Here is a 19853-nt window from a genome sequence, read left to right on the forward strand (position 1 = left end):
TCCTCTATATCATATTCATTGCCTGATCCACAAGCTTTTATAATCCGCAAACTCGCCATTAACGCGTCGGCCACGATGGCACGGCACGCATAATCTCGTTTTTGTTCGCGCTGGCTTTCACATCTGTTGGCATCAAGAAAGAATACGTCAGGTCACGAAAACCATGGGGAGCACCTTCTTCGAGGATGCGATCAAAGATAGCTTCATATAGTGCCGTATCCCGAAAAGGCATTGAATAAGCCCTGCTCCGCCCGGGAGCGCAGCCGCTCCGAAACGCCCATCCAGGTCCGATAGGTTCGCAAATACCTCGCTTTCTTCGATCGTTCCCGGCCAGTACGTCCGCAGCTCCGGTCATCTACTCCACTATAGCTGCAGTCTCTCCCGCCACTCTAGTCATCTGCTCTGCCAATACTGCAAGAATGCAGCAATTTCATTGAGACGAGGATGCGAAAATAGGATTGCTGCAAAAATACAGCAATTACCTTACGGCAAGGCATAAACAGCATTCAAAATGGAGAAATAATGTAATTTTGAGGGATATCGTCAAAATCCAGCCTCTTGAGGTTAAAAATGCTGCGCCTGTGCAGCATTTTCATGCGGGGAACAGTTTGCTTCATACGCGCGGACCAACTTGCCCTAACCTAACCTGCGCAGGCACCCCGAGAAACCAACACAACTCGCTCTTCTTAAAAAAATTTTGTTATTGGCACAATAGCCTTGGCCCACTCTTTAAATGCGTCAGGAGTAACTATAATGTCAGGGGTATGTGCTTGCCAAACTGCATATCCTGCCATATTCTTTAATGCGTCATCAGGAATTGTCTCATTCCAAACGTCTTCTCGACTTGGATCCCCTATGTAGACACCATCGACACCATACGTGCGGCTACCAGTCGCATGAAGGATGTCACCAGAAGCATCTGTAAGAAAAACAACAACAGAACCAGTAAATCCTTCCCAATGGTCAGACGTCCACGTTTTTGTAGCCGCATCCATTCTTCCATTTGCTGAAATTGTAAATCTTGTCTCCATTCTTCTATGGTCTCCTAAGTCATCGTGCTTAGAACCATGAACTGGAAAAGAAATCATTCTCATCAACCTTTCCTTAAGCATTTCTCGATATTAATATTCACCAAATGAAAGAATAAAATTCTGTATGTATTTTAATGCAGCTGCCTGCAAACCTCGCGTTGACCTGCAACTGGACAACCCCGAATACCAGAAGCTTCGCCGAAGCATAGAGGAGTTCGGCTGTGTTGAGCCCAACGTCTGGAATGATCGAACCGGGAACATGGTCGGCGGGCATAAGCGCTTCAAAATCCTTGGTAACGAGCAGGGGCGCACGGAGGTTGAGGTATCCGTCGTCCACCGGACAAGACCAGGAGCGGCTGTGGAATCCAAGATCCAAGCATCTCCGAGCAGGCCGGGCTGATTCAGGCCCTGCTTCTCCCGAGGAGGTTAACCATATCGAAGTAATCACATTTATCCTGCTGTGTTCCATCCGGGCGAGCCAGACGAAGGCGGTTATACCGTAACCTTCCCTGACTTTGAATTTGTGTCTCTTATCCAAGTGAGTACTGATTTCGTCCGCGAGCGCATCCGTCTGAAGGCCATCAATAAGACACACTCACCATTCCAAAATGGCTAAACGATGCTGCTGCCGAGGAAGGGATCAACTTCTCCAGACCTTCAGGATGCATTCAAGGAGAAACTTGGTGTTAATGACTTCCCTTAACGAGGAGTCTTTTTTATTTCCAGGGAGATCAATCGTTCAGCAACCGGTCGTGGCCGTTATAGGTTTATACGGTTTGTTTCAATCCTAGCAATCAAAATCCCTTAATTTAAAAATTGTTCATAAATTTTATGTAATCTAGGAATTTATAAGCAATGTTATAGATGAAGGGTATATTTCATCCTAATTCCGCGAAAGAGTCAGGCTTTACCCTTCGCAGAAAATAAAGGCCATTATCATAAAAAGGAGTTGTTATTCAGATGTTCAAAAAAGTTGCAATCTTATCGCTGGCGATCGCCAGTACGGCCGTTATGACCCAAGGAGCATATGCCGCGGAAAATAATACGCAAGCCAATGTGAATAATCAGCATCAAGCCGTGACAGCCGAAAACGAATTTGTCGTTCTCAGTGCCACGTATGAAGTAAAGGAAAATGGAGTCAGATTGCGAACCAAGCCTTCCTTATCCGGAACCGTGCTTGGCTTGCTGAATAAGGGCGATATGGTGAACGGAGGGCATGGTGCAGATCCGGTATACGCGGACGGTTATTACTGGCTCAATGTCTACAGCTACAAACATAATGCTTCGGGCTGGGTGGCAATCAATTATTTGAGCGAAATCGGTTAATTCCAGGTTCAATCGCAATGGGGCTGCCCCATTGCGATTGAACGATTATATCCCCAAGGTCAGCGGCGGATGGATGATTGGCAGGGCTTCTCAAATATCAAGACTCACGACAAGCCTCTGAACAATGCTTCTGATTTTTTTATTTACCCGGTAAATTCTTGTCGTAATCGCATTAGCCGATACATCGTATTTGCGGGTCAAATCCGCGATTGACATTTTCTTTATATAATAATCCGCATACAGCTCGTATTCGCCTGGACTCAAGTTCGTTAACACCTCATGATATAAAACATCCACATCGACAGCGTTTTCGATCATCTGATCGATTTCATTATTCCGCGATTCTACCCGGTCATTGATGTCATCTGACATGATAACTTCATACTTGTTTTTCAGATACATCGCTCGAAAGGAAAGGTTAATAAAATTTCTGGCCGTAGTGAACAGCCATCCCGCCACATTCGGGTGAGTTTTTAACTTGGAGATTTGCTTTCTTGCTTCGAGAAAGGTATTTTGCGTGCATTCATCGGCGAAATCCATCAGCTCCGTTCGCGAATTTGCCAATTTCCTGCAATATTTATAGACTGGCTGGAAATAGGCATCACATAATTCGTGAAAAAAAAGCTCATCGCGCTCATCTCTTTCCCTCATCATCATGCCACCCCCAGATTTTTTATTATATTTTCATGTAAATCCCATTCTAGTATAATTATGTATATTACAAATCATAATTATTTTAAACCAGAAAGTAAAGACAATATTTTACATATAAAACAGGCGAATAGCTCTTCGAAGCAACAAAAAAAGAGCCTCAGCCTTCACGTGCTGACGCTCTTCCTCCACGGCGGGAGATTCTCCCTTCCAAACTTAGTTGCTGGCTTTCTTTTCGCTTTTCGACGTATGATTGCGCAGATGCAAATACACCGTATGCTTCGTAATCTTGAGGGCGTTCGCGACAATCGTGACCGCGTCCCTCATATTGAACACGCCCCGATCATTAAGCAGGCCGATAATATGCTTGTTCCGGTTCGCATACGAGATTTCGGGGGAAGCATCAACCGCTTCAATCGTCCGTTCGATCGTTTCCTGGATCATATCCTCGACGGAGGAAGCAAAGTGCTCCGATTGCCCCCGCGATTCCATATCCGGATGCGGCACAAAGGCTTGCAGCACCTGAGAAAACGGTTCATCCAAATTCATGTTGATGCACAGCAATCCGATAATTTTCCCGGCCTCGCCCCGTATCGCGATCGTGCTCGACTTCATCAGACGATTGTTCTTGCTCCTCGTAAAATAACTGATCGCCTGCTTCGAGTTGGACTGTTCGATCTCTTGCAGCATTTGCAGAGCCAGGTTCGTGATCGGCGCTCCCAATTCCCTTCCCGTATGATGCCCGTTCGCAATCTTGATCACGGAATGCTGGTAATCTTCCAGACTGTGCAGCACGATTTCGGAGGCATCCCCCAAGTAATCCGCCAAGCCTTCCACTACCGAATCATACGACTGCAAGATAGAACGATCCTGCTCCGTAAATCTCGTGTTCATAGAATCAAATCCTTCCTTGGGCAACCTGAATTTGCGCATTGCGGTCAATCAAAAAAATTTGATTATATCAACATAAGTTAATTCTATTAACGATTAGTAACATCATAACGCGAACGATGGGCGCAATCAATCCCCGATTCGCCAAGTCCCCCAATAAACCGCCTAAACTGGTCACAGTATTGACCGTTTGGCATAACTTGCGGCAAAATTTCAAACTCTGCCGGAAGCGGGATTGTATGATCGAAATAAACTTGATATAATCAATTCTAGTTAATATACTCAATTATTTTTGATTCACTAAATAAATGAAAGATGAACTCAAACTTAATTGATTCCTCAAAGCAATGCCTTAATTTTTAAATTTTGAAAGCGGTTACTAATCTACGTGCACACAAGGAGGATCATCGAGTATGGACATCGCAATCGGCACCTTATTGCTTTTATTGGTATTGTCCCTGTTCTCCCTCTTCAGCTTCAAGGCCCCGAATGGCATGAAGGCGATGGGCGCTTTGGCCAATGCGGCGGTTGCCAGCTTTTTGGTGGAAGCGTTCCAGAGCTATGTAGGCGGAGACTTGTTCGGCTTCGAGCTCGCGAAGGAAGTCGGGCTCGCTTCCGGCAGCATGGGCGGCGTAGCCGCTGCCGCGCTGGTCTCGCTCGCGATGGGCGTCTCCCCCGTCTACGCGCTGCTGCTTGGCGCAGCCTGTGCCGGCACGGGTCTGCTCCCCGGCTTTATCGCGGGCTATCTTGTCTCGTTCGTCGTCAAGCTGATTGAGAAGAAGGTTCCGGACGGACTCGATCTCATCGTCTGCATTGTCGTCGCCGCACCGCTCGTTCGCTTTGCGGCCAATATCGCGACGCCGATCGTCGACGCGACGCTGCTCAATATCGGCGGCATCATCACGACAGCGGCCAACAACAATCCGATTATTATGGGCATCGTCCTGGGCGGGGTCATTACCGTCGTCGCTACCGCGCCGCTCAGCTCCATGGCGCTTACCGCGATGCTGGGTCTGACCGGATTGCCGATGGCGATCGGAGCCTTGTCCGTCATGGGATCTTCCTTCATGAACTTCGTGTTCTTCCATCGCATGAAGTTCGGCGACCGCCGCTCCACGATTGCCGTGGCCATCGAGCCGTTAACGCAAGCGGACATCATCTCCGCCAACCCGATACCCGTCTATACCACCAACTTCCTGGGCGGGGCCATGGCGGGTGTCGTCGTCGCCTTGTTCAACCTGACCAACAACGCCACCGGCACGGCGACCCCGATTGCCGGACTGATGGTCATGTACGGGTTCAATGATGCGATAACGGTCACGATCGCGGCAGTCCTGTGCGCGCTGTGCGGCATCGTGGCGGGCTTCATCGGCTCGCTCATCTTCAGGAACTTCAAGATTCGAACCGTCGCCGAAATCCGCGGAACCGCACCCGTAACCGGCAACGAAGTAGCTTAATCGAGTCAAAGATATGAAGTCTTTCGAGAGTAATCCCGATACACCGACCAATCTGCTGAGAGGAGAATCGCACCATGCCGTTTCACTCCGTGTTTGACATTATCGGCCCTGTCATGATCGGGCCGTCGAGCTCGCATACGGCCGGGGCCAACCGCATCGGCCGCGTGGCGCGCAAGCTGTTCGGACGCCTGCCCGAATCCGTCACGATCACCCTGTACGGATCCTTTGCGAAGACTTACCGGGGCCATGGAACCGATGTGGCCATCGTAAGCGGCATTCTTGACTTCGACACGGCGGACGAGCGGATTCCCGATGCCCTCCGCATCGCCGCGGAACAAGGGCTGGACGTGAAGTTCGTGCTGTCGGATGAGGCCGTGGAGCATCCCAATACCGCGCGCCTGGCGCTGCGGGACAAGCGCGGCGGGCTGGAGGTCACCGGCGTCTCGATTGGCGGCGGCAGCATGGAGATCCGCGAAGTCATTCAACTGGACGACAATCCGGCACGCAGCCATCCAACGATGCTCGTCCTGCATGAGGACAAGCACGGAGCCGTGGCCCATGTGACGTCGCTGCTCGCCGAGCATCATATCAACATCGGATATATGGAAGTATCCCGTTCGGGTAAAGGACAGAGCGCCTTGATGGCGATCGAGCTCGACGAATCGGTCGATGACGCGGTGATCCATCATATGCATACGCTCCCCCATATCCAGGAGATATGGCAAGTGAAGACGTATCAGCGCGCCAGCTCCGAAGGAGGCAGACCATGTTCCATAGCGTAGCCGAGCTGCTCCAGCTTGCCGAAGAGAGACAAATGAAAATATCGCGTATCATGCTGGAAAGAGAAATGAAGATTCGCGAGAAAACGGAAGACGAAATTATGCAAATGATGGAGGCCAACCTGACCGTCATGGAGCAGGCAATCGAGAAAGGGCTGAAAGGGGTCGTCTCCCATTCCGGACTCACCGGAGGGGATGCCGTCCTGCTTCAGCGTTACATTGCCGGCGGTCATTCCTTGGCCGGTCCGCTCATTCTTGATGCGGTCAGCAAGGCGATTGCGACCAATGAAGTGAACGCGGCCATGGGCATCATCTGCGCCAACCCTACCGCTGGAGCGGCAGGCGTCGTACCGGGGACGCTGTTCGCCGTCAAGGAGAAGCTGAAGCCGACGCGGAAGCAAATGGCGGAGTTTCTGTTCACGGCGGGAGCGTTCGGGTTCGTCATCGCCAATAATGCCTTCATCTCGGGCGCGGCGGGAGGCTGTCAAGCGGAGGTGGGTTCCGCTACGGGAATGGCCGCGGCGGCGGTTGTCGAGATGGCGGGCGGAACGCCGCGCCAATCGGCCGAGGCGATGGCGATCGCGCTTAAAAACACGCTCGGCTTGGTATGCGATCCCGTAGCCGGCCTGGTGGAGGTTCCTTGCGTGAAGCGCAACGGAGTCGGGGCTTCGGCGGCGGTTGTGGCCGCGGATATGGCATTGGCCGGCATCAAGAGCCGAATCCCGCCCGATGAGGTCATCCAGGCGATGTATGAGGTCGGCCGCTCCATGCCAAGCTCCCTGCGCGAGACCGCGGAAGGAGGGCTGGCCAACACGCCAACCGGCCGCCAGCTGGAAGCGATGGTGCTTGGCGAGAGCCAATAATACGAAAATGAAAAAGTCCCCGGGCAGGAACCGACGCTGCCGGGGACTTTGCACGTATAAGTCGCGCGATCGGACCGGGCATGCCTAAGACAAGGAGGCTCCGTTCAGCGCCTGCTGGACCCGCATGACGCCCTGGGACAACGCATGACCGCCTCCGATAGCCGCAGCGACCGCTACGGCCTCCATAATTTCCGCATCGCCCGCTCCTTTATGCCTCGCCTCATTCACATGGTATAACGTGCATACCTCGTTGTTCGCGAACAAGCCGATTCCAAGCGCTATCAGCTGCTTCGTCTTCGCATCCAGCGCGCCGTCGGCGAAGCATGCGCCCGTAAACGCATGATAAGCCTGCACGACTTCCGGCAAAGTCGATTCCAGCTCGGAAATCTCATTCTTATAAGCCTGCACTTTGTTATCCATTTCGGACATAATCGCTCCTTCTCTGCCGTCCCGCGGCAATCTTCGCGAGGACTGCGGCCAATCTGCTTCGTTCCCTAGGATAACCAGGACAAGCCGGCTTCATCCCTCCGGCCGGTCAGGCGGACGATTCAACAATCATCGGGATTCCCGCTTCAGCTTCTTGTACGCATGGATGAACGAAGCGGGATTGTCGCGGACAAAATACGTCTCCACCCCGCGATGAGTATGCAAATACAGAAAGCCGATCGGATCCGAACCGCCATGCTTGCGATGGCAGGATATATCATAGATCTGCGACATGGCGATCCGCTTGTCCCGGATTCGGACCTCATGCGCATGCAGCTCGATATGGAACGAGGTCTCCGTAATGCGCTCCTCGTTGGAATCAATCGTCCTCGTAATCTCGATGCATGTCTGTACCGCCAATACGCTCACCGCTGCACCCCCTTGATCTGAGAAAAGCTTTTTCCTTTCCGAACATTATAAAGGAAAAACAGGGGCGTTCGCCAATACGCTGCCTCCTGCATCGAATTTTATTTTTTTGTGAACCGAAACCGCTCTTCCTCCGTCTATACTAGAGGGTGAAATTACCTATTGGAGAAAGGAGGCCCTGTAATGTGTTGACCAAACAGCATATGGAGCAGTTAGTTCTGCTCGCCCAGCGCGGCGATGCGGATGCTTTCAGCAGGCTGATCGTCGCCTATGAGAGCAGTCTGTATCGGTTGGCCCGTTCATATCTGAAACGGCAGGAGGATTGCGCAGATGCGGTCCAGGAGACGGTATTCAAATCGTTCCGGGCGATACGCTCCCTTAAAGAACCGGCTTACTTCAAGACTTGGCTGTTCCGGATTCTCGTCCATGAATGCTGCCAGCTGCTGCGAGAACGCAAGCGGAATCCGATCGCGAAGCCGGCGGAATGGGATGCGGCCGAGGCCAGAGATCCCTTCCACGCCATTGAACTGAAGGAAGCGGTAACGTATCTGGAGCATGATCTGCGCAAGATTGTTCAGCTTTACTATTATAAAGATATGACGATCCGGCAAATAGCCAAGGCGGCGGGCGTCCCGGAGGGGACCGTGAAATCCCGGCTGCACCGGGCTCGCGAGCTGTTGGCGGAAATCTTAGAATCCCCTGAAGAAAGGAACGTGGACCATGACCCGACAGTAAACCCGGAGCTTGGTTACAGCAACCTTGCTCCGCTGCCTCGCGTTGCGCGGAAGCGAATCAGACTCAGCGAGCTGCTTTGCCTTCCCGCAGAGGCAGATTTCATCATCACAGCGTCATAAATCATAACAGACAATGCCATAGTCAATGAGGCAGGATGGGATACGGTATGAAGACAAAAATCCTGGATTCCGGCATGAGAATCACGTCTCAATATGCGGACACGGATTACGACACGGTAGCGGATCATTTGTTTGAATATAATGTGCGAGCGACGAGAGGCTTGCTGACCAAGCCTGAGCATGATATCCACTTGTTTTTGCGAGACGAATCCGGCGAGGTCGCAGGCGGCATCTTTTGCGAGACCTATTCTTATTGCATGTATATCGATATGTTTTGGATAGCCGACGGCTACAGAAACAAAGGGTACGGCAAAGCCATGATCGCCGAAGCGGAGAACATCGGAAGGGAGATGGGCTGTACGTTTGCGCATACATCCACATTTTCCTACCAGGCCCCGCACTTCTATCAGCAAGCCGGCTATGAAGTGTTTGCCGTTCTCGATGATTATCCGGACGGAATCCAACAATTTTTTCTCAAAAAGAAATTGTAACCGCGGTATCATGCGTCCCTCGCGAGGAACACTGTCCCATCCGCGGCGAGAAGGTCAAAAAGGCCATTCCACTCATATAATAAGAGATATTGGATAAGGAGGGAATAACAATATGAACCTCCCCACGCTGTTAGGAGCATTGGCATTGGCCTTCTCGGTGGCGGCCGCTCCGGCTGCTCCGGCTAGTCCGGCTGCTCCTGCCCAGGCTCCGAACGCCGCGGCGAAGAGCGGGCCGGCAACTTCAACCGCACATAAGGCCCCGAAGCTCACCGTGGAGGAAGCGATTGCGCTCGCGGCCGAAGCGCGGAGCGTCTACTGGCATGTGGAGAACGGCGGCAAGCGGCCGGAAGGCCCTCTTGCGACGTTCGAGCTGAACGGAACGCACTATTTTTATTTGGGGAAGGATATCGGAACGCCGGAGAAGTATGTCGCCTATCTGAGCAAGTCTTTCACGAAGGATACAGCCAAGGCCTTTTTGAAGAACCGCCTCGACTCCAAATATGTCGTAAAGCATAACGGACGGCTGGCCAAAGTCGACGCCGATAAAGGCAGCCTCGCCGAATGGAAACAGGCCAAGGCGTCGCTCGTCAAAGAAACGAAGGACGAGAAGCAATTCAAGTTCTATGTCCCGATTGGCGAAAATTACGATTGCGAAACGTATAAACTGACCTTCCGCTACATCCAGGGCGCCGGCTGGCGGATCAAGGACGATCCAGAAGCGGAACCGATCGGGCGCTGTCCGGTGCCGGGAGCGAAGACGATCGATGCGGCTGCCATTCGAACCCAAGCGAAGCTTGGCTTGACATACGACGAGGTCAACGAGCTTTTCGGCGCTCCGGAGGAAGTTGTCGCCAGCGCCAAAGACGATAGCGATGTCTGGCGGTATGACATTACTCAGCGCGATGACTACCGATTCCGGACCGAATCCGATGACGTCGATCTGGAAGGAATCAAGAAAGGCAAGATAGACATTCAATTGTTCATCATCTGGTCCGAGGAAGGGACCATCGCGGGCTGCACGTTCTACTACAAAGATAAGAACAGCAAGGTGTTCGAAGAACGGCTGCTCGTCGGCGGCAATTGGCAAAAGACCGTGATCCAGTAGCGGAGAAAGCGGCAACAAAAAAAAAGCAGTTCTCCCCTTACTCCCGGTAAGAGCGAGAACTGCTTCGCCGCTTCAGCCTACAATTTCGGAGCAAGCTCCGCCGCCTGGCGAATCGCTTCCATCAAGCTTTTCTCATCCGCCACGCCGGTTCCGGCAATGTCGAAGGCCGTGCCGTGATCCACGCTTGTGCGGATAATCGGCAGTCCGACCGTAATATTGACGCCCGCATCCAGCCCCAACACTTTGACAGGCCCATGCCCCTGATCGTGATACATCGCGACCACGATGTCGAAGTCGCCGCGAACCGCCCGGAAAAATAGCGTGTCGGCCGGCAGCGGGCCGACGACTTGCATTCCTTCCGCCTGCGCTTTCTCAACGGCAGGGATCACTTTTTCCTCCTCTTCCCCATACCCGAACAGACCGTTCTCCCCGGCATGAGGATTAATGCCGCATACGGCAATTTTCGGAGCCGTTACGCCTGCCTTGCGCAGCGTATCATGCGCCAGCTTGATGACATGATACACCCGTTCCGGCGTAATCAGACGAACCGCATCGATCAATCCGACATGCGTCGTGACATGAATGACTTTCAGCTTTGGCGCAGACAGCATCATCGAGAAATCGGCCGTCCCCGTCAAGTCGGCCAAAATTTCCGTATGGCCCGGATAGGGGTGCCCGCCTTTATGCAAGGCCTCCTTATTCAGAGGCGCTGTGCAAATTGCGTCGATCGCGTGCCGTGAAGCCAATTCGATCGCGGTCTCCAAATATTTGAAAGCGCCATGCCCGGCTGCCGCCGACACTTGACCGATCGGGAGATCGGCCGGCAGCAGATCGAGATCCAGCATATGAACGATCCCATGGCGAAATGAAGTCTGACCGATGCCGTCTGCGGCGATGCTTTCAATCGCGAGGTCACTGTTTACAAATTCCCGGGCGCGCTCCAGTATTTTCCGATCTCCGATAACGACCGGATTGCTGATGGCATACATTTCTTCATGACGCAAACTTTTTAAAATAATTTCCGGGCCGACGCCCGCGGCATCGCCCATCGTGATGCCGACAACCGGCTTGCGTGTACTCATACCCTCACCCTCTTCTCATCGCTCATATAATGCAAGGCGGCGGCTAGCGAACGGTCATGGCCAAAACCGCCGGCTTTCGTAATCGCCCAGTAGCTGCGCTCCTTGCCCAGAAGTTTGCCGAACGGCAGCCCGGGTTCAGCTTCCGCAAAGAGCTGCATTTCTCCGATCTCGAGTTCCATGGAGACGGCTTTGGCCGTATCCCCGCCGGTCAGGACCAATCCTTGAATGCCGCTGTTGGCTTCCAGCATCGCCCTCGCAATCCTGCCGAGTCCCCGGGAAATGGCTTCACTCACTTCCCGCAAAGACTTGCCTACCCGCTTGCCGGCTTCTACGGCCGCTGTCCGGCACTGTTCCGAGCTGTCCACATACAGCACAAAATAAGATTTCTCCGGCTGCCGCTTCATGCTCTGCACGTACTGCTCCGCATCATAATCTCCAGCGACGAGTCTTGCCGGATCGACTTCTAGAGCGCAAGCGTCGGGCATATCCCGCGCGTACAGGAGCTGCCGTCTTGTCGTGTCCGACAAGCTGCCGGATACAACGAGAGCCTGGCTGATACATGCCTTCTCCTCGTCCCTGGCGGCCGATGGTGTCAAGCCCAGCGCTTCCGGCAAATACTCAATCAACCCGGCCGACCCGGCCCAGACGATGCGCTTGTCCATGCCGGAGAAACGCCGCGCAAGGGCCTGCAGTTCCTCCTCCGACGCGCTGTCGCAGACGAACCAGCTCGTCCCGCTGTGCAGCGCGTCATTCACCCATGCCGCCAGTTCTGCGGCCGGCCGCTGCAGCCAACCGGCCTCGATCAATTCAACCTTCCGCCCCGCGCCGGTCCGCAGAAGCCGCGGAATATAACTGTCGGTGACCGGGGTCTTGGGATCGTTGGCGAATTCGGTGGCGGTAATCAATTCGCCATTGACATAATGATGCCCTTCGACGGTCACCCGGTTCATGTTGGGGAAAGCGGGAGCAATCAACACCACATCCGGCTTGAACGCTTCTTCCACCGCCTTGAGCTCCTCCGCAATATTGCCCCGGAGCGTCGAGTCCACTTTTTTATAGATATGGCGATAACCGCGTTCTTGTAAAAACAATGCAGCCCGCCATGCCGCTTCATACGCGTCCGGCCCGCTCATCGCCCGGCTGTCCGTGTCGACGATCAGCACATCCGCCCCGGCTCCCGTCTCGTTCCCGCATGGATGCATGATCACAGTAGAACGGAATCCCTTCTTAGCCAATTGGACGCCCGCGTCATTGGCGCCTGTCAAATCATCCGCGATAATTCCTATTTGCTTGCCCACATTTATCACACCTTACGCATGGGTATCCGCCGCCTGCCGTTCGAACGAGTACCCCTTTTTTTCTAGGCGCTTCACCAAAAAGCCGACATAAATCGGGAGAAGGATCGCGGTGGTCACCGTCGATGCCGCCACCTGTACGGTCGCAATATCGGTATAAGCCGCGAACGAAGCATTCGCTGCCGCAATCGCCGCCGGAGTCGCGACCGCATTGCCCGCGGTCGAGCCTTCCGCCGCGCCGACGATCGGGTTCCATTTCAATGCCTTGAACACGAAATAGCCTGCCGTACCGGTCACAAATACAGTCAGCAACCCGAGAATAATGCCAGACAGACCGCCGTTCACGATCGCGCGGAAGTCAATGCCCATTCCTAGCGAGAAGGCGAAGAACGGAATCAGCATCGAGCTGCCTCTGTCCAGGAACTTGCGCATCTCCTCATCGAGATTCCCTAGCACCATCCCGACCAGAATCGGCAGCAGGACCGACACGAACGAGACGAGAGAGAACATCCCGTCCACAAAGCCCATGGCGCCAAAAATCGATAAGGCGACCATCGTCAGGAAAGGACCGTCATTCAGCGCCAGCAAGGAATAAGCCGCGCGATCCTCTTTGCTTCCGTATTGGCCGACCAGAGCAACGAACAGCCCGCCATTGCTGTTGGTCATGGCAGCGATTACAGCGATCGGCGCCAGACCGAGCCATAATCCGTTATCCCCGGCGAACAGGTAGGCGAGCAGGCCGAACAGCGCGCCCACCGCCCATTTCGTGAAAAGCAAGGTGGCTCCTTTGCCAATCGACACTCCGAACGACTTCACATTGATCTGAGCTCCCGTACACAGCAGGAACAGCGCAATCAATGTGCTTGATCCGTTGACAAACAGAGACTCCGTGAAGTTCCCAATGCGAAGCAAATCCGGCGCCGCGGTGTTGATGACTGCCGCAAGAAGCAACGGCACGACCATCATCCCTCCGGGAATCCTCTCCAAAGTGCCTTTAATCTTCATTTATTGTAGCACCCCTTCTGTTACTGTTTCAATATGAAACATAAAATAATTTTGAAATCGATTTCAAACTATATTCTAAACAGAGGTATTACAAAATGCAATATATCATCAAGTAATTGTTGCAAATTTAAACATTCAATATCCGGATTGGGAGCAACAAAAAAAGCCGAAACTTATTGTTTCAGCTTTCTCCATAAAGTAGAACGGTTAATCCCCAAGCGTTCGGCCACCCGGGTCTGATTGTCGTGTTCCTCTTTCATAATGGCATGGATAATCCGCTTTTCAATCTCGTCCAGCGTGCCCTCCAGAAAATCGCGCGGCAACGGAGCGGGAGCGTTCGGCCTGGCCCGCTTGGCATCAAGCAGCCGCGTCAACTGTGTCTTCCCGATAACATACCCTTTCTCCGCGGTAACCGCATCTTTCAACAGCGCTTGCAGTTCGGCCGCGTTGCCTGGCCATGGATAAGCCTCCAGCAGCTCGATGGCATCCTCTTTCAGCTTGACCGGCGAAGTGCCCAATGTTCCATGAAAATCGGCAATATAGTAGGCGGCCAGCGGCTTGATGTCTTCCTTCCGCTCACGCAAAGGAGGCACACTCACTCTGACGTTCCCTTCATCGAACAGCAACCCCTGATATACGCGGTCCTCCCGCTCCAGCGCGACGACAATGGCCGGACGGGTGTCCGCCTGTTCGCGGATCAACGTCTGCAGCCGCAGCGCGTCCTCCCGCTCTAACTGCTCCAGACCATTAATATACACGGTCAGGATATCGGAATCGAGCACGGCGAGCTCCGTCAGCGCTTGCCGTGCCGTCAGGCAGGCGTACAGCCCCCGTCCTCCATGCTTCTTGACATGGATGTACCGCGACAATAGTTGCTTGCCGCTGCCCGCTTCGCCGATCAAAATGAAACAGCTGCCGTCAAGCCGGCCATCGATCGCCCGGAGACATCGGCTCATCGCTTCGCTCTCGGCGAGAATGACCGGGAGCCGGGACACTTCCTCGACAGGACAAACTTCGCGTGCCCCCTTCTCCGGCAAAGAAGAAAAGGAAAAGAGATAATACGTCTTCCCCAATATTTCTTTGCGCACCCGCCGCTGCTTGAACTTGCCTGTCTCGCTTGCCCGGATCGCAAGCAAATTTTCCGTGTGCGGATCTTGGCGAATATCGGCTACCAACTCATCGATCGGCACCGGGCAAGCCACATGGCTTGTCCACTGCTCGAGCAGGATCTCGCCTTGCTGTCCAAGCACGATCAGGTCGGACGCCGTCTCCGCAAGCAAGGATCGCAAAAAAGCGATGTCCCATTGCTGGCGCCGGTACAACCGGTATATTGATTTCGCCTTATGGAACGCTTCGAAGATAGCCTCGCGCCCGGACTGGATCAGAATCCCTTTCTGCTGATGCTTGGCCGCGGCCTCGACGGTAACGACATCGCCAATAATCAGTTCATATCCCTTCCGCTTGAGCTCCGCCAGAATGGATTCTACCTCCCCGGCCTCCTCAACCGTACAGACTTCAACCCCGATATCGAGCACATCCGCAATCGCCTTGGCTCCCAACGTAATGTTCGCAAAGCCGACAATCGCTTTTTTTCCCGGGAAATCGTTCGTCAAGGTCAGCACCCGCAGCATGTCGTAACCCGAGACGTGCACATCAATCACCGGGATCCCGACCTCAGGCTCGATCAACTTGGCCGTGCCTCCCCGGCTAATAATGATATCGAAGCCCTGTCGCTCCGCTTCCCGGGCTATCGGAACCGCTTCCTGAAGGTTGCCTACTTCGATGCGGATATCCAGCTCCCGGTCTTCGCTCCGGCACTCCTCGATAAGCGGCGTCATTGCCGGGTAAGGAGCTATAACCAATGTTTTAATCGTCATCCGAACTCACCTGCTCTATTTGTATGCCCATAACTCGTTTTGCCCCTGCGCAAAACAACGGCATCAAGCATCATTCCTTCCTGCTCCATGTTCTATCCATCATTCGGATTTGCAGAGGCATTTATACTTCATCTCAGACCAGTATAATACAATTTTTATCGCATGAAGCATCGAAAAATCGTGATTATGCGAAACAATAACGGGGCAATATGCAAAAAGGCCCATAAATTACCCGGAAGCAATTTATGAGCCGTCAAAGTCAATATTAGAGTGAATATGGTGCGGTCAAGAGGACTCGAACCTCCACGGGTGTTACCCCACTAGAACCTGAATCTAGCGCGTCTGCCAATTCCGCCATGACCGCATACTTAGTATCTTACATTTCGTAATTTAATTTTGTTAGCGACAAGAAATATAATATCATGCATCCGGAAATGCGTCAACACTTTTCGAAAAAAAATTTAAATTCACTTGTAACCGTGTCAAATGGGCCCGTTGCCGCTGCCGAGCGCGAGGTCTGTCCATTATAATGTTCGCAAACGAAACGACGGCCAAGACAACGTGACCATGGAGATCGTGGCGTTGCCGGTTCCAGGGACGAGCCTCGATACAGAAGAAGGACTGGCCCGGCAATTCGGCAGTCCTTCCCTATCGATATCTGGCTCAGGCTTCGCCTTCGGATGCACCGGCTAGCGGGCCCGGCTTCCACTCCCCAAGCTCCGTCCGCGGCTCGCTGAAGGGCTGAATCAAGTAGCTCCTGCTGAGCTTCACGATGCGCCGGTTGCGTTTTCGAATCATCACCTCGTCATGGCTCCAGGCGACGACGATGCCGATAACATCATTTGCTTCGAGCATGTCCCGCACGACGCGCACCTTCGTGCCCTCCTGGCGGAAGCGATCAAGCATCTTCTCGTCCATCATGGCCGCATCTCCTTTCTCGTAAGAGGGTCATCCCTCGCATCTGGCCTATGCTTCGAATAGGAACAAGGCCTGCCGGCTGACGCTGACAGGCCTTGCACCCTTCGTCACGTGAGGTTATCCGCCGACATGCTCTCTGGAATCGTTCGTCTCGAACCAATAATCCAGCACTTTCGCCGACATGACGCGCTGTTGTATATATTCGACTTGCTGCGGGGTGAATTGCTCTTGCCAAGCCACCTGCAGCTGTTCGCACAGTTTGACGATAGTCAGTAATTCAGACCAGGCCACGTAACGTTTGTACCAGAAAAATTGAGGGTGTTCAATCATATAGGGGTACAAATCATCGAACTCCGTATGCTTACAATCGAGAGCCCGTTCAAAATGAACCTTCGCTTCCGAGACCTTCTCCTGCAAAAAACGAGCTGTTGGTTGATCAATCATCTTCGTCGCCCCCTCTCACCAACTTATCTTTATTATATGCCAAACAGGTGAATGGAGAAAAGCAGGCAATTTCATACAACGACTGCAACTTATTGGAGCGAGCTCCGTCTATATTAGTGAGAGCGTCTGCAAACCCGCTCTCCTTAGTTACAAGTAACCTGTAACGGTACCGATCCAAACCGATCCTATACCTATAGTCATACCCGCCGCGAGGCGGCGAAGGAGGAACCCCACCAATGACCCGTGCCCCGATAACCCGAATGCTGCTTATCGTTGCAGCTGCTGCCGCTCTTGGCGCTCTTCTGTCCGGCTGTACGACCCAGGCCGGCAGCGCGCCGCCGGCCAGCCCGCAAGCTCCGTTTACGGCCAAGCCGGCCCCGGCGGACGAGACTCCGGCCTCAGGCAAGGAAAAGACGCGAGAACGGACCGAGATTGCTTCGAACAAGGATAATTCCCGTTCCGGCACGGGCGATGAAGCCGACTTCAATCGGAAGCAGCCGCAGCTGAAGGGAATCGGCCTGAGCGATACCGAGGAGAAGGTGCGGGAACTCTGGGGAACGCCTGTGTCCCAATTCGTGATGGACGACGAGGAGCCGATTCATGTGCTGGAATATGACGGATTTTCGTTCGGCTGTCATGATGACGCTAAGGTCGTCTTTGTCGAGGTGTCGGGCGACGGCTCGTCTACCGGCATCACGGGCCTGCGTATCGGAGGCAAAAGCGATGCTGCCGTGAAAGCGCTCGGCAAGCCCGATCAAGATACCGGCTACGCCTGGAGCTACCAAGCGGCCAATGCCCTGCTTCGGCTTGATCTCGATCCGAAATCAGGCAAGATTCAGTCCGTCAAGCTGTTCCCGATGGAGGAGAACCCGGCGAAGGCTTGATTTGCCCGCCTGATCATAGAACGCCTTGAGCCGTTAAGGATCAAGGCGTTTGTTTTGGCCGGACGCGGCGCCGGATAAGGACATACACGAGCGATCCGATCAGCAAGAGCATCGCTGCCAAGCACGCCACATAGATCGTTCCTCTCGTATGAATCCATTGAACGGCCGCTTCCCAATGAACTCCGACGAAATGCCCTATCGTCAGAAAAGTCGCTACCCAGATCAGCGCTCCCGTTCCGGCTGCAAATAAATAAAGAGACCAATTCATGCGTGCCATTCCGGCCAGATAACAGGTCAAATGGCGCAGGCCGGGCACAAAATACCCAAAGACGATAGCCCATGGACCGAACCGCTGGAACCAGCGCTCGGTTCGTTCCACCCGGGCAGGCGTCAGCTTCACCCGCTTGCCGTACCGATCCAGCAGCGGCTTGCCGACCCTCCGCCCCACGATATAGCTGACCGTCATGCCGGTCATGCTCCCGGCCAGGCATACGGCGAACGCGGGCACGTACCCGAACGGCCCTTCCACCGTCAAGCTGCCGACGAAGACCATGATCGTCTCATCCGGGATCGGCAGTCCGACAATGCCAAGCGCCAGCAGAAAAAATAAAGCTATGTACCCGAAATGGGTCAATGCCCATGTAATCTCCAGCAACCAAGGCTCCTCCTCTCAAGTCCCTTACTATCTTACCACATTGAGGGAGTCATGTCCGGCCCAAGCTTGTCATACGTATAGTAATGCGAACAAGCTAACTCTTTCCTTCGCAACAAGCTTTGTCGGACAAGGAGGCGCCTAACCGTTGAGACAGTCGCTGCGGATATTTCAGATTGCTTTCACTTACGTCGGAACCGTCGTCGGAGCCGGATTTGCGACGGGACAAGAGATTTTGCAGTTTTTCACCAAATACGGATGGATCGCTTCCTTCACGATCGGAGTGTCCAGCCTCATCTTTCTCTTCCTCGGAACGAAGCTGATGCTGATTGCCCAGCAGATCCAGGCCCGTTCCTATGAAGATGTGAACCATTATTTATTCGGTTCGCGAATCGGCGGCTGGGTCAGCATTTTCGCCATGATCGTCATTGTGAGCGTGAACGGGGTCATGCTTGCGGGCGCAGGGTCGGTCTTCGTTCAGCAGTTGAATTTCCATTACCAGACCGGACTCCTGCTGACAATCGTATCCGCCTATTTCATCATCAACCGGGGAATGAGCGCGATATTGAGCCTTAACTCGCTCGTCGTCCCTACCATGCTCGTCTTTACCGTCATGATCGTAACCCAGACGCTGCATATGCCGAACGCGGGACGGGTTTTCACCATCACGACCGACACATCGTGGTATGCCGCATGGACAGCTCCCTTGCTGTACAGCGCGTTCAATCTCGCGATGGCCCAGGCGGTGCTCGTCCCGCTGGGCGCCTCGATGCCGAACAAGCGTATCATACGCATCGGAGGCGCGATCGGGGGCGTCCTCATCGGCATCCTGCTGCTGGCAGGCCATCTGGCGCTCTCCGTCCATATGCCAGGCATACAGCAGTTCGACATTCCGATGGGGGAGATCGCGCATTCGCTCGGCATCACCATCCAGCTTATTTATGTTCTGCTCATCTTTTCGGAAATTTTCACGACCTTTATCGCCGATTTGTACGGCATTACGCTCCAGCTTCACCAACGGACCGGAGTGCCGAAGAAGCTGATCACGGCGGTCATCATGATGATTTGCTTTACCATCAGCCAATTCGGCTTCCGCAATCTGATTTCGTTCCTGTACCCGCTATTCGGCATGTTCAGCCTCATCTGGCTCTACTTGCTGCTGCGGGCGGCCTCCCCGCCGAAGCCCTGGCCGGAACCTCCCTCCGCTCCATCTCCTGCGGCAGGGACGCTCAAGCTGAAGCCGCTGCCGCGCAAAAAATGACGCGTACGCCAAATGCCGATGCGGCTTGCCTGGACAGGCTGCGCCTTCCCTGGCAGGGCGCAGCCGCTCGCTCGCGGCGGATCCGACTGTTAGGGAGAGAATCCGGCTTGGGCTTCATGGAACCCGGCCGGAATC

The 19853-nt window shown here is 53.7% G+C and carries 21 protein-coding genes and 1 tRNA gene; 9 read left to right on the plus strand and 13 right to left on the minus strand.

What is annotated here, in order from left to right:
- Positions 1-686 precede the first annotated feature (686 nt).
- Complete coding sequence (locus L6439_RS19025) at positions 687-1031, minus strand: hypothetical protein (protein ID WP_168182501.1); 345 nt, start codon at positions 1029-1031, stop codon at positions 687-689.
- Positions 1032-1991: 960 nt separating this feature from the next.
- On the opposite strand from L6439_RS19025, the gene L6439_RS19030 reads away from it, so the two are divergent.
- Positions 1992-2357, plus strand: coding sequence for an SH3 domain-containing protein (locus L6439_RS19030; protein WP_168182500.1), 366 nt, complete (start codon positions 1992-1994; stop codon positions 2355-2357).
- 90 nt (positions 2358-2447) lie between these two features.
- Here the strand turns inward: L6439_RS19030 and L6439_RS19035 are convergent, their stop codons facing one another.
- Positions 2448-3014 (minus strand): RNA polymerase sigma factor, encoded by a 567-nt coding sequence (locus L6439_RS19035; RefSeq protein ID WP_237096542.1) that lies wholly within the window; start codon positions 3012-3014, stop codon positions 2448-2450.
- A gap of 210 nt (positions 3015-3224) precedes the next feature.
- Positions 3225-3902: a helix-turn-helix transcriptional regulator gene (locus tag L6439_RS19040; RefSeq protein WP_213469485.1), complete on the minus strand. Its 678-nt coding sequence runs from the start codon at positions 3900-3902 to the stop codon at positions 3225-3227.
- Positions 3903-4312: 410 nt separating this feature from the next.
- Here L6439_RS19040 and L6439_RS19045 point away from each other — a divergent pair, with 410 nt between their 5' ends.
- The 3 genes from L6439_RS19045 (at position 4313) to sdaAA (ending at position 6998) form a co-directional block, all read left to right on the plus strand.
- Complete coding sequence (locus L6439_RS19045) at positions 4313-5356, plus strand: PTS sugar transporter subunit IIC (protein WP_213469486.1); 1044 nt, start codon at positions 4313-4315, stop codon at positions 5354-5356.
- A gap of 74 nt (positions 5357-5430) precedes the next feature.
- Complete coding sequence (sdaAB, locus tag L6439_RS19050) at positions 5431-6138, plus strand: L-serine ammonia-lyase, iron-sulfur-dependent subunit beta (RefSeq protein WP_213469487.1); 708 nt, start codon at positions 5431-5433, stop codon at positions 6136-6138.
- Positions 6123-6998 carry an L-serine ammonia-lyase, iron-sulfur-dependent, subunit alpha gene (sdaAA, locus tag L6439_RS19055; RefSeq protein ID WP_213469488.1) on the plus strand — a complete coding sequence of 292 codons (876 nt, stop codon included), beginning with the start codon at positions 6123-6125 and terminating at the stop codon, positions 6996-6998. The genes sdaAB and sdaAA overlap by 16 nt, the downstream gene beginning before the upstream one ends.
- 84 nt (positions 6999-7082) lie before the next feature.
- Here sdaAA and L6439_RS19060 read toward each other — a convergent pair whose 3' ends face one another.
- Positions 7083-7427 carry a carboxymuconolactone decarboxylase family protein gene (locus L6439_RS19060; RefSeq protein ID WP_213469489.1) on the minus strand — a complete coding sequence of 115 codons (345 nt, stop codon included), beginning with the start codon at positions 7425-7427 and terminating at the stop codon, positions 7083-7085.
- Between the two features lie 126 nt (positions 7428-7553).
- The gene (locus L6439_RS19065; protein WP_213469490.1) at positions 7554-7853 is read right to left on the minus strand and encodes a hypothetical protein; all 300 of its coding nucleotides are present in this window, start codon (positions 7851-7853) and stop codon (positions 7554-7556) included.
- A gap of 182 nt (positions 7854-8035) precedes the next feature.
- On the opposite strand from L6439_RS19065, the gene L6439_RS19070 reads away from it, so the two are divergent.
- From L6439_RS19070 to L6439_RS19080, 3 genes are all read left to right on the plus strand, one after another.
- Positions 8036-8704, plus strand: coding sequence for a sigma-70 family RNA polymerase sigma factor (locus L6439_RS19070; RefSeq protein ID WP_237096543.1), 669 nt, complete (start codon positions 8036-8038; stop codon positions 8702-8704).
- A 47-nt stretch (positions 8705-8751) separates the two neighbouring features.
- Entirely contained in the window at positions 8752-9195 is a 444-nt protein-coding gene (locus tag L6439_RS19075) for a GNAT family N-acetyltransferase (protein ID WP_213469491.1), read from the plus strand.
- Positions 9196-9307: 112 nt separating this feature from the next.
- Positions 9308-10300 carry an IseA DL-endopeptidase inhibitor family protein gene (locus tag L6439_RS19080; RefSeq protein WP_213469492.1) on the plus strand — a complete coding sequence of 331 codons (993 nt, stop codon included), beginning with the start codon at positions 9308-9310 and terminating at the stop codon, positions 10298-10300.
- Between the two features lie 77 nt (positions 10301-10377).
- Here L6439_RS19080 and pdxA read toward each other — a convergent pair whose 3' ends face one another.
- The 7 genes from pdxA to L6439_RS19115 form a co-directional block, all read right to left on the minus strand.
- A complete protein-coding gene (gene pdxA / locus L6439_RS19085) occupies positions 10378-11382 on the minus strand; it encodes a 4-hydroxythreonine-4-phosphate dehydrogenase PdxA (RefSeq protein WP_213469493.1) in 1005 nt (334 codons plus the stop codon).
- Positions 11379-12680, minus strand: coding sequence for a four-carbon acid sugar kinase family protein (locus tag L6439_RS19090; protein ID WP_213469494.1), 1302 nt, complete (start codon positions 12678-12680; stop codon positions 11379-11381). The genes pdxA and L6439_RS19090 overlap by 4 nt, the downstream gene beginning before the upstream one ends.
- Before the next feature lie 12 nt (positions 12681-12692).
- Positions 12693-13682, minus strand: coding sequence for a 2-keto-3-deoxygluconate permease (locus tag L6439_RS19095; RefSeq protein ID WP_168182490.1), 990 nt, complete (start codon positions 13680-13682; stop codon positions 12693-12695).
- 173 nt (positions 13683-13855) lie between these two features.
- A complete protein-coding gene (locus tag L6439_RS19100) occupies positions 13856-15559 on the minus strand; it encodes a sigma-54-dependent transcriptional regulator (protein ID WP_213469495.1) in 1704 nt (567 codons plus the stop codon).
- Between the two features lie 277 nt (positions 15560-15836).
- Positions 15837-15923, minus strand: a tRNA-Leu gene (locus tag L6439_RS19105).
- Positions 15924-16222: 299 nt separating this feature from the next.
- Positions 16223-16480: a hypothetical protein gene (locus L6439_RS19110; protein ID WP_213469496.1), complete on the minus strand. Its 258-nt coding sequence runs from the start codon at positions 16478-16480 to the stop codon at positions 16223-16225.
- A 114-nt stretch (positions 16481-16594) separates the two neighbouring features.
- On the minus strand, positions 16595-16921 hold the full coding sequence (locus tag L6439_RS19115) for a hypothetical protein (protein WP_168182487.1): 327 nt from the start codon (positions 16919-16921) through the stop codon (positions 16595-16597).
- A 236-nt stretch (positions 16922-17157) separates the two neighbouring features.
- On the opposite strand from L6439_RS19115, the gene L6439_RS19120 reads away from it, so the two are divergent.
- Positions 17158-17805: a DNA uptake lipoprotein gene (locus tag L6439_RS19120; protein ID WP_213469497.1), complete on the plus strand. Its 648-nt coding sequence runs from the start codon at positions 17158-17160 to the stop codon at positions 17803-17805.
- Positions 17806-17845: 40 nt separating this feature from the next.
- Here the strand turns inward: L6439_RS19120 and L6439_RS19125 are convergent, their stop codons facing one another.
- Positions 17846-18460, minus strand: a complete 615-nt coding sequence (locus tag L6439_RS19125; protein ID WP_168182485.1) for a DedA family protein — start codon at positions 18458-18460, stop codon at positions 17846-17848.
- Positions 18461-18605: 145 nt separating this feature from the next.
- Between L6439_RS19125 and L6439_RS19130 the strand changes: the two genes are divergently transcribed.
- Positions 18606-19718, plus strand: coding sequence for a YkvI family membrane protein (locus L6439_RS19130; RefSeq protein WP_213469498.1), 1113 nt, complete (start codon positions 18606-18608; stop codon positions 19716-19718).
- Positions 19719-19853: the final 135 nt, after the last annotated feature.

Origin of the sequence: Paenibacillus dendritiformis (assembly GCF_021654795.1) — a bacterium.
In the GTDB taxonomy this organism is placed as follows: Bacteria; Bacillota; Bacilli; order Paenibacillales; family Paenibacillaceae; genus Paenibacillus_B.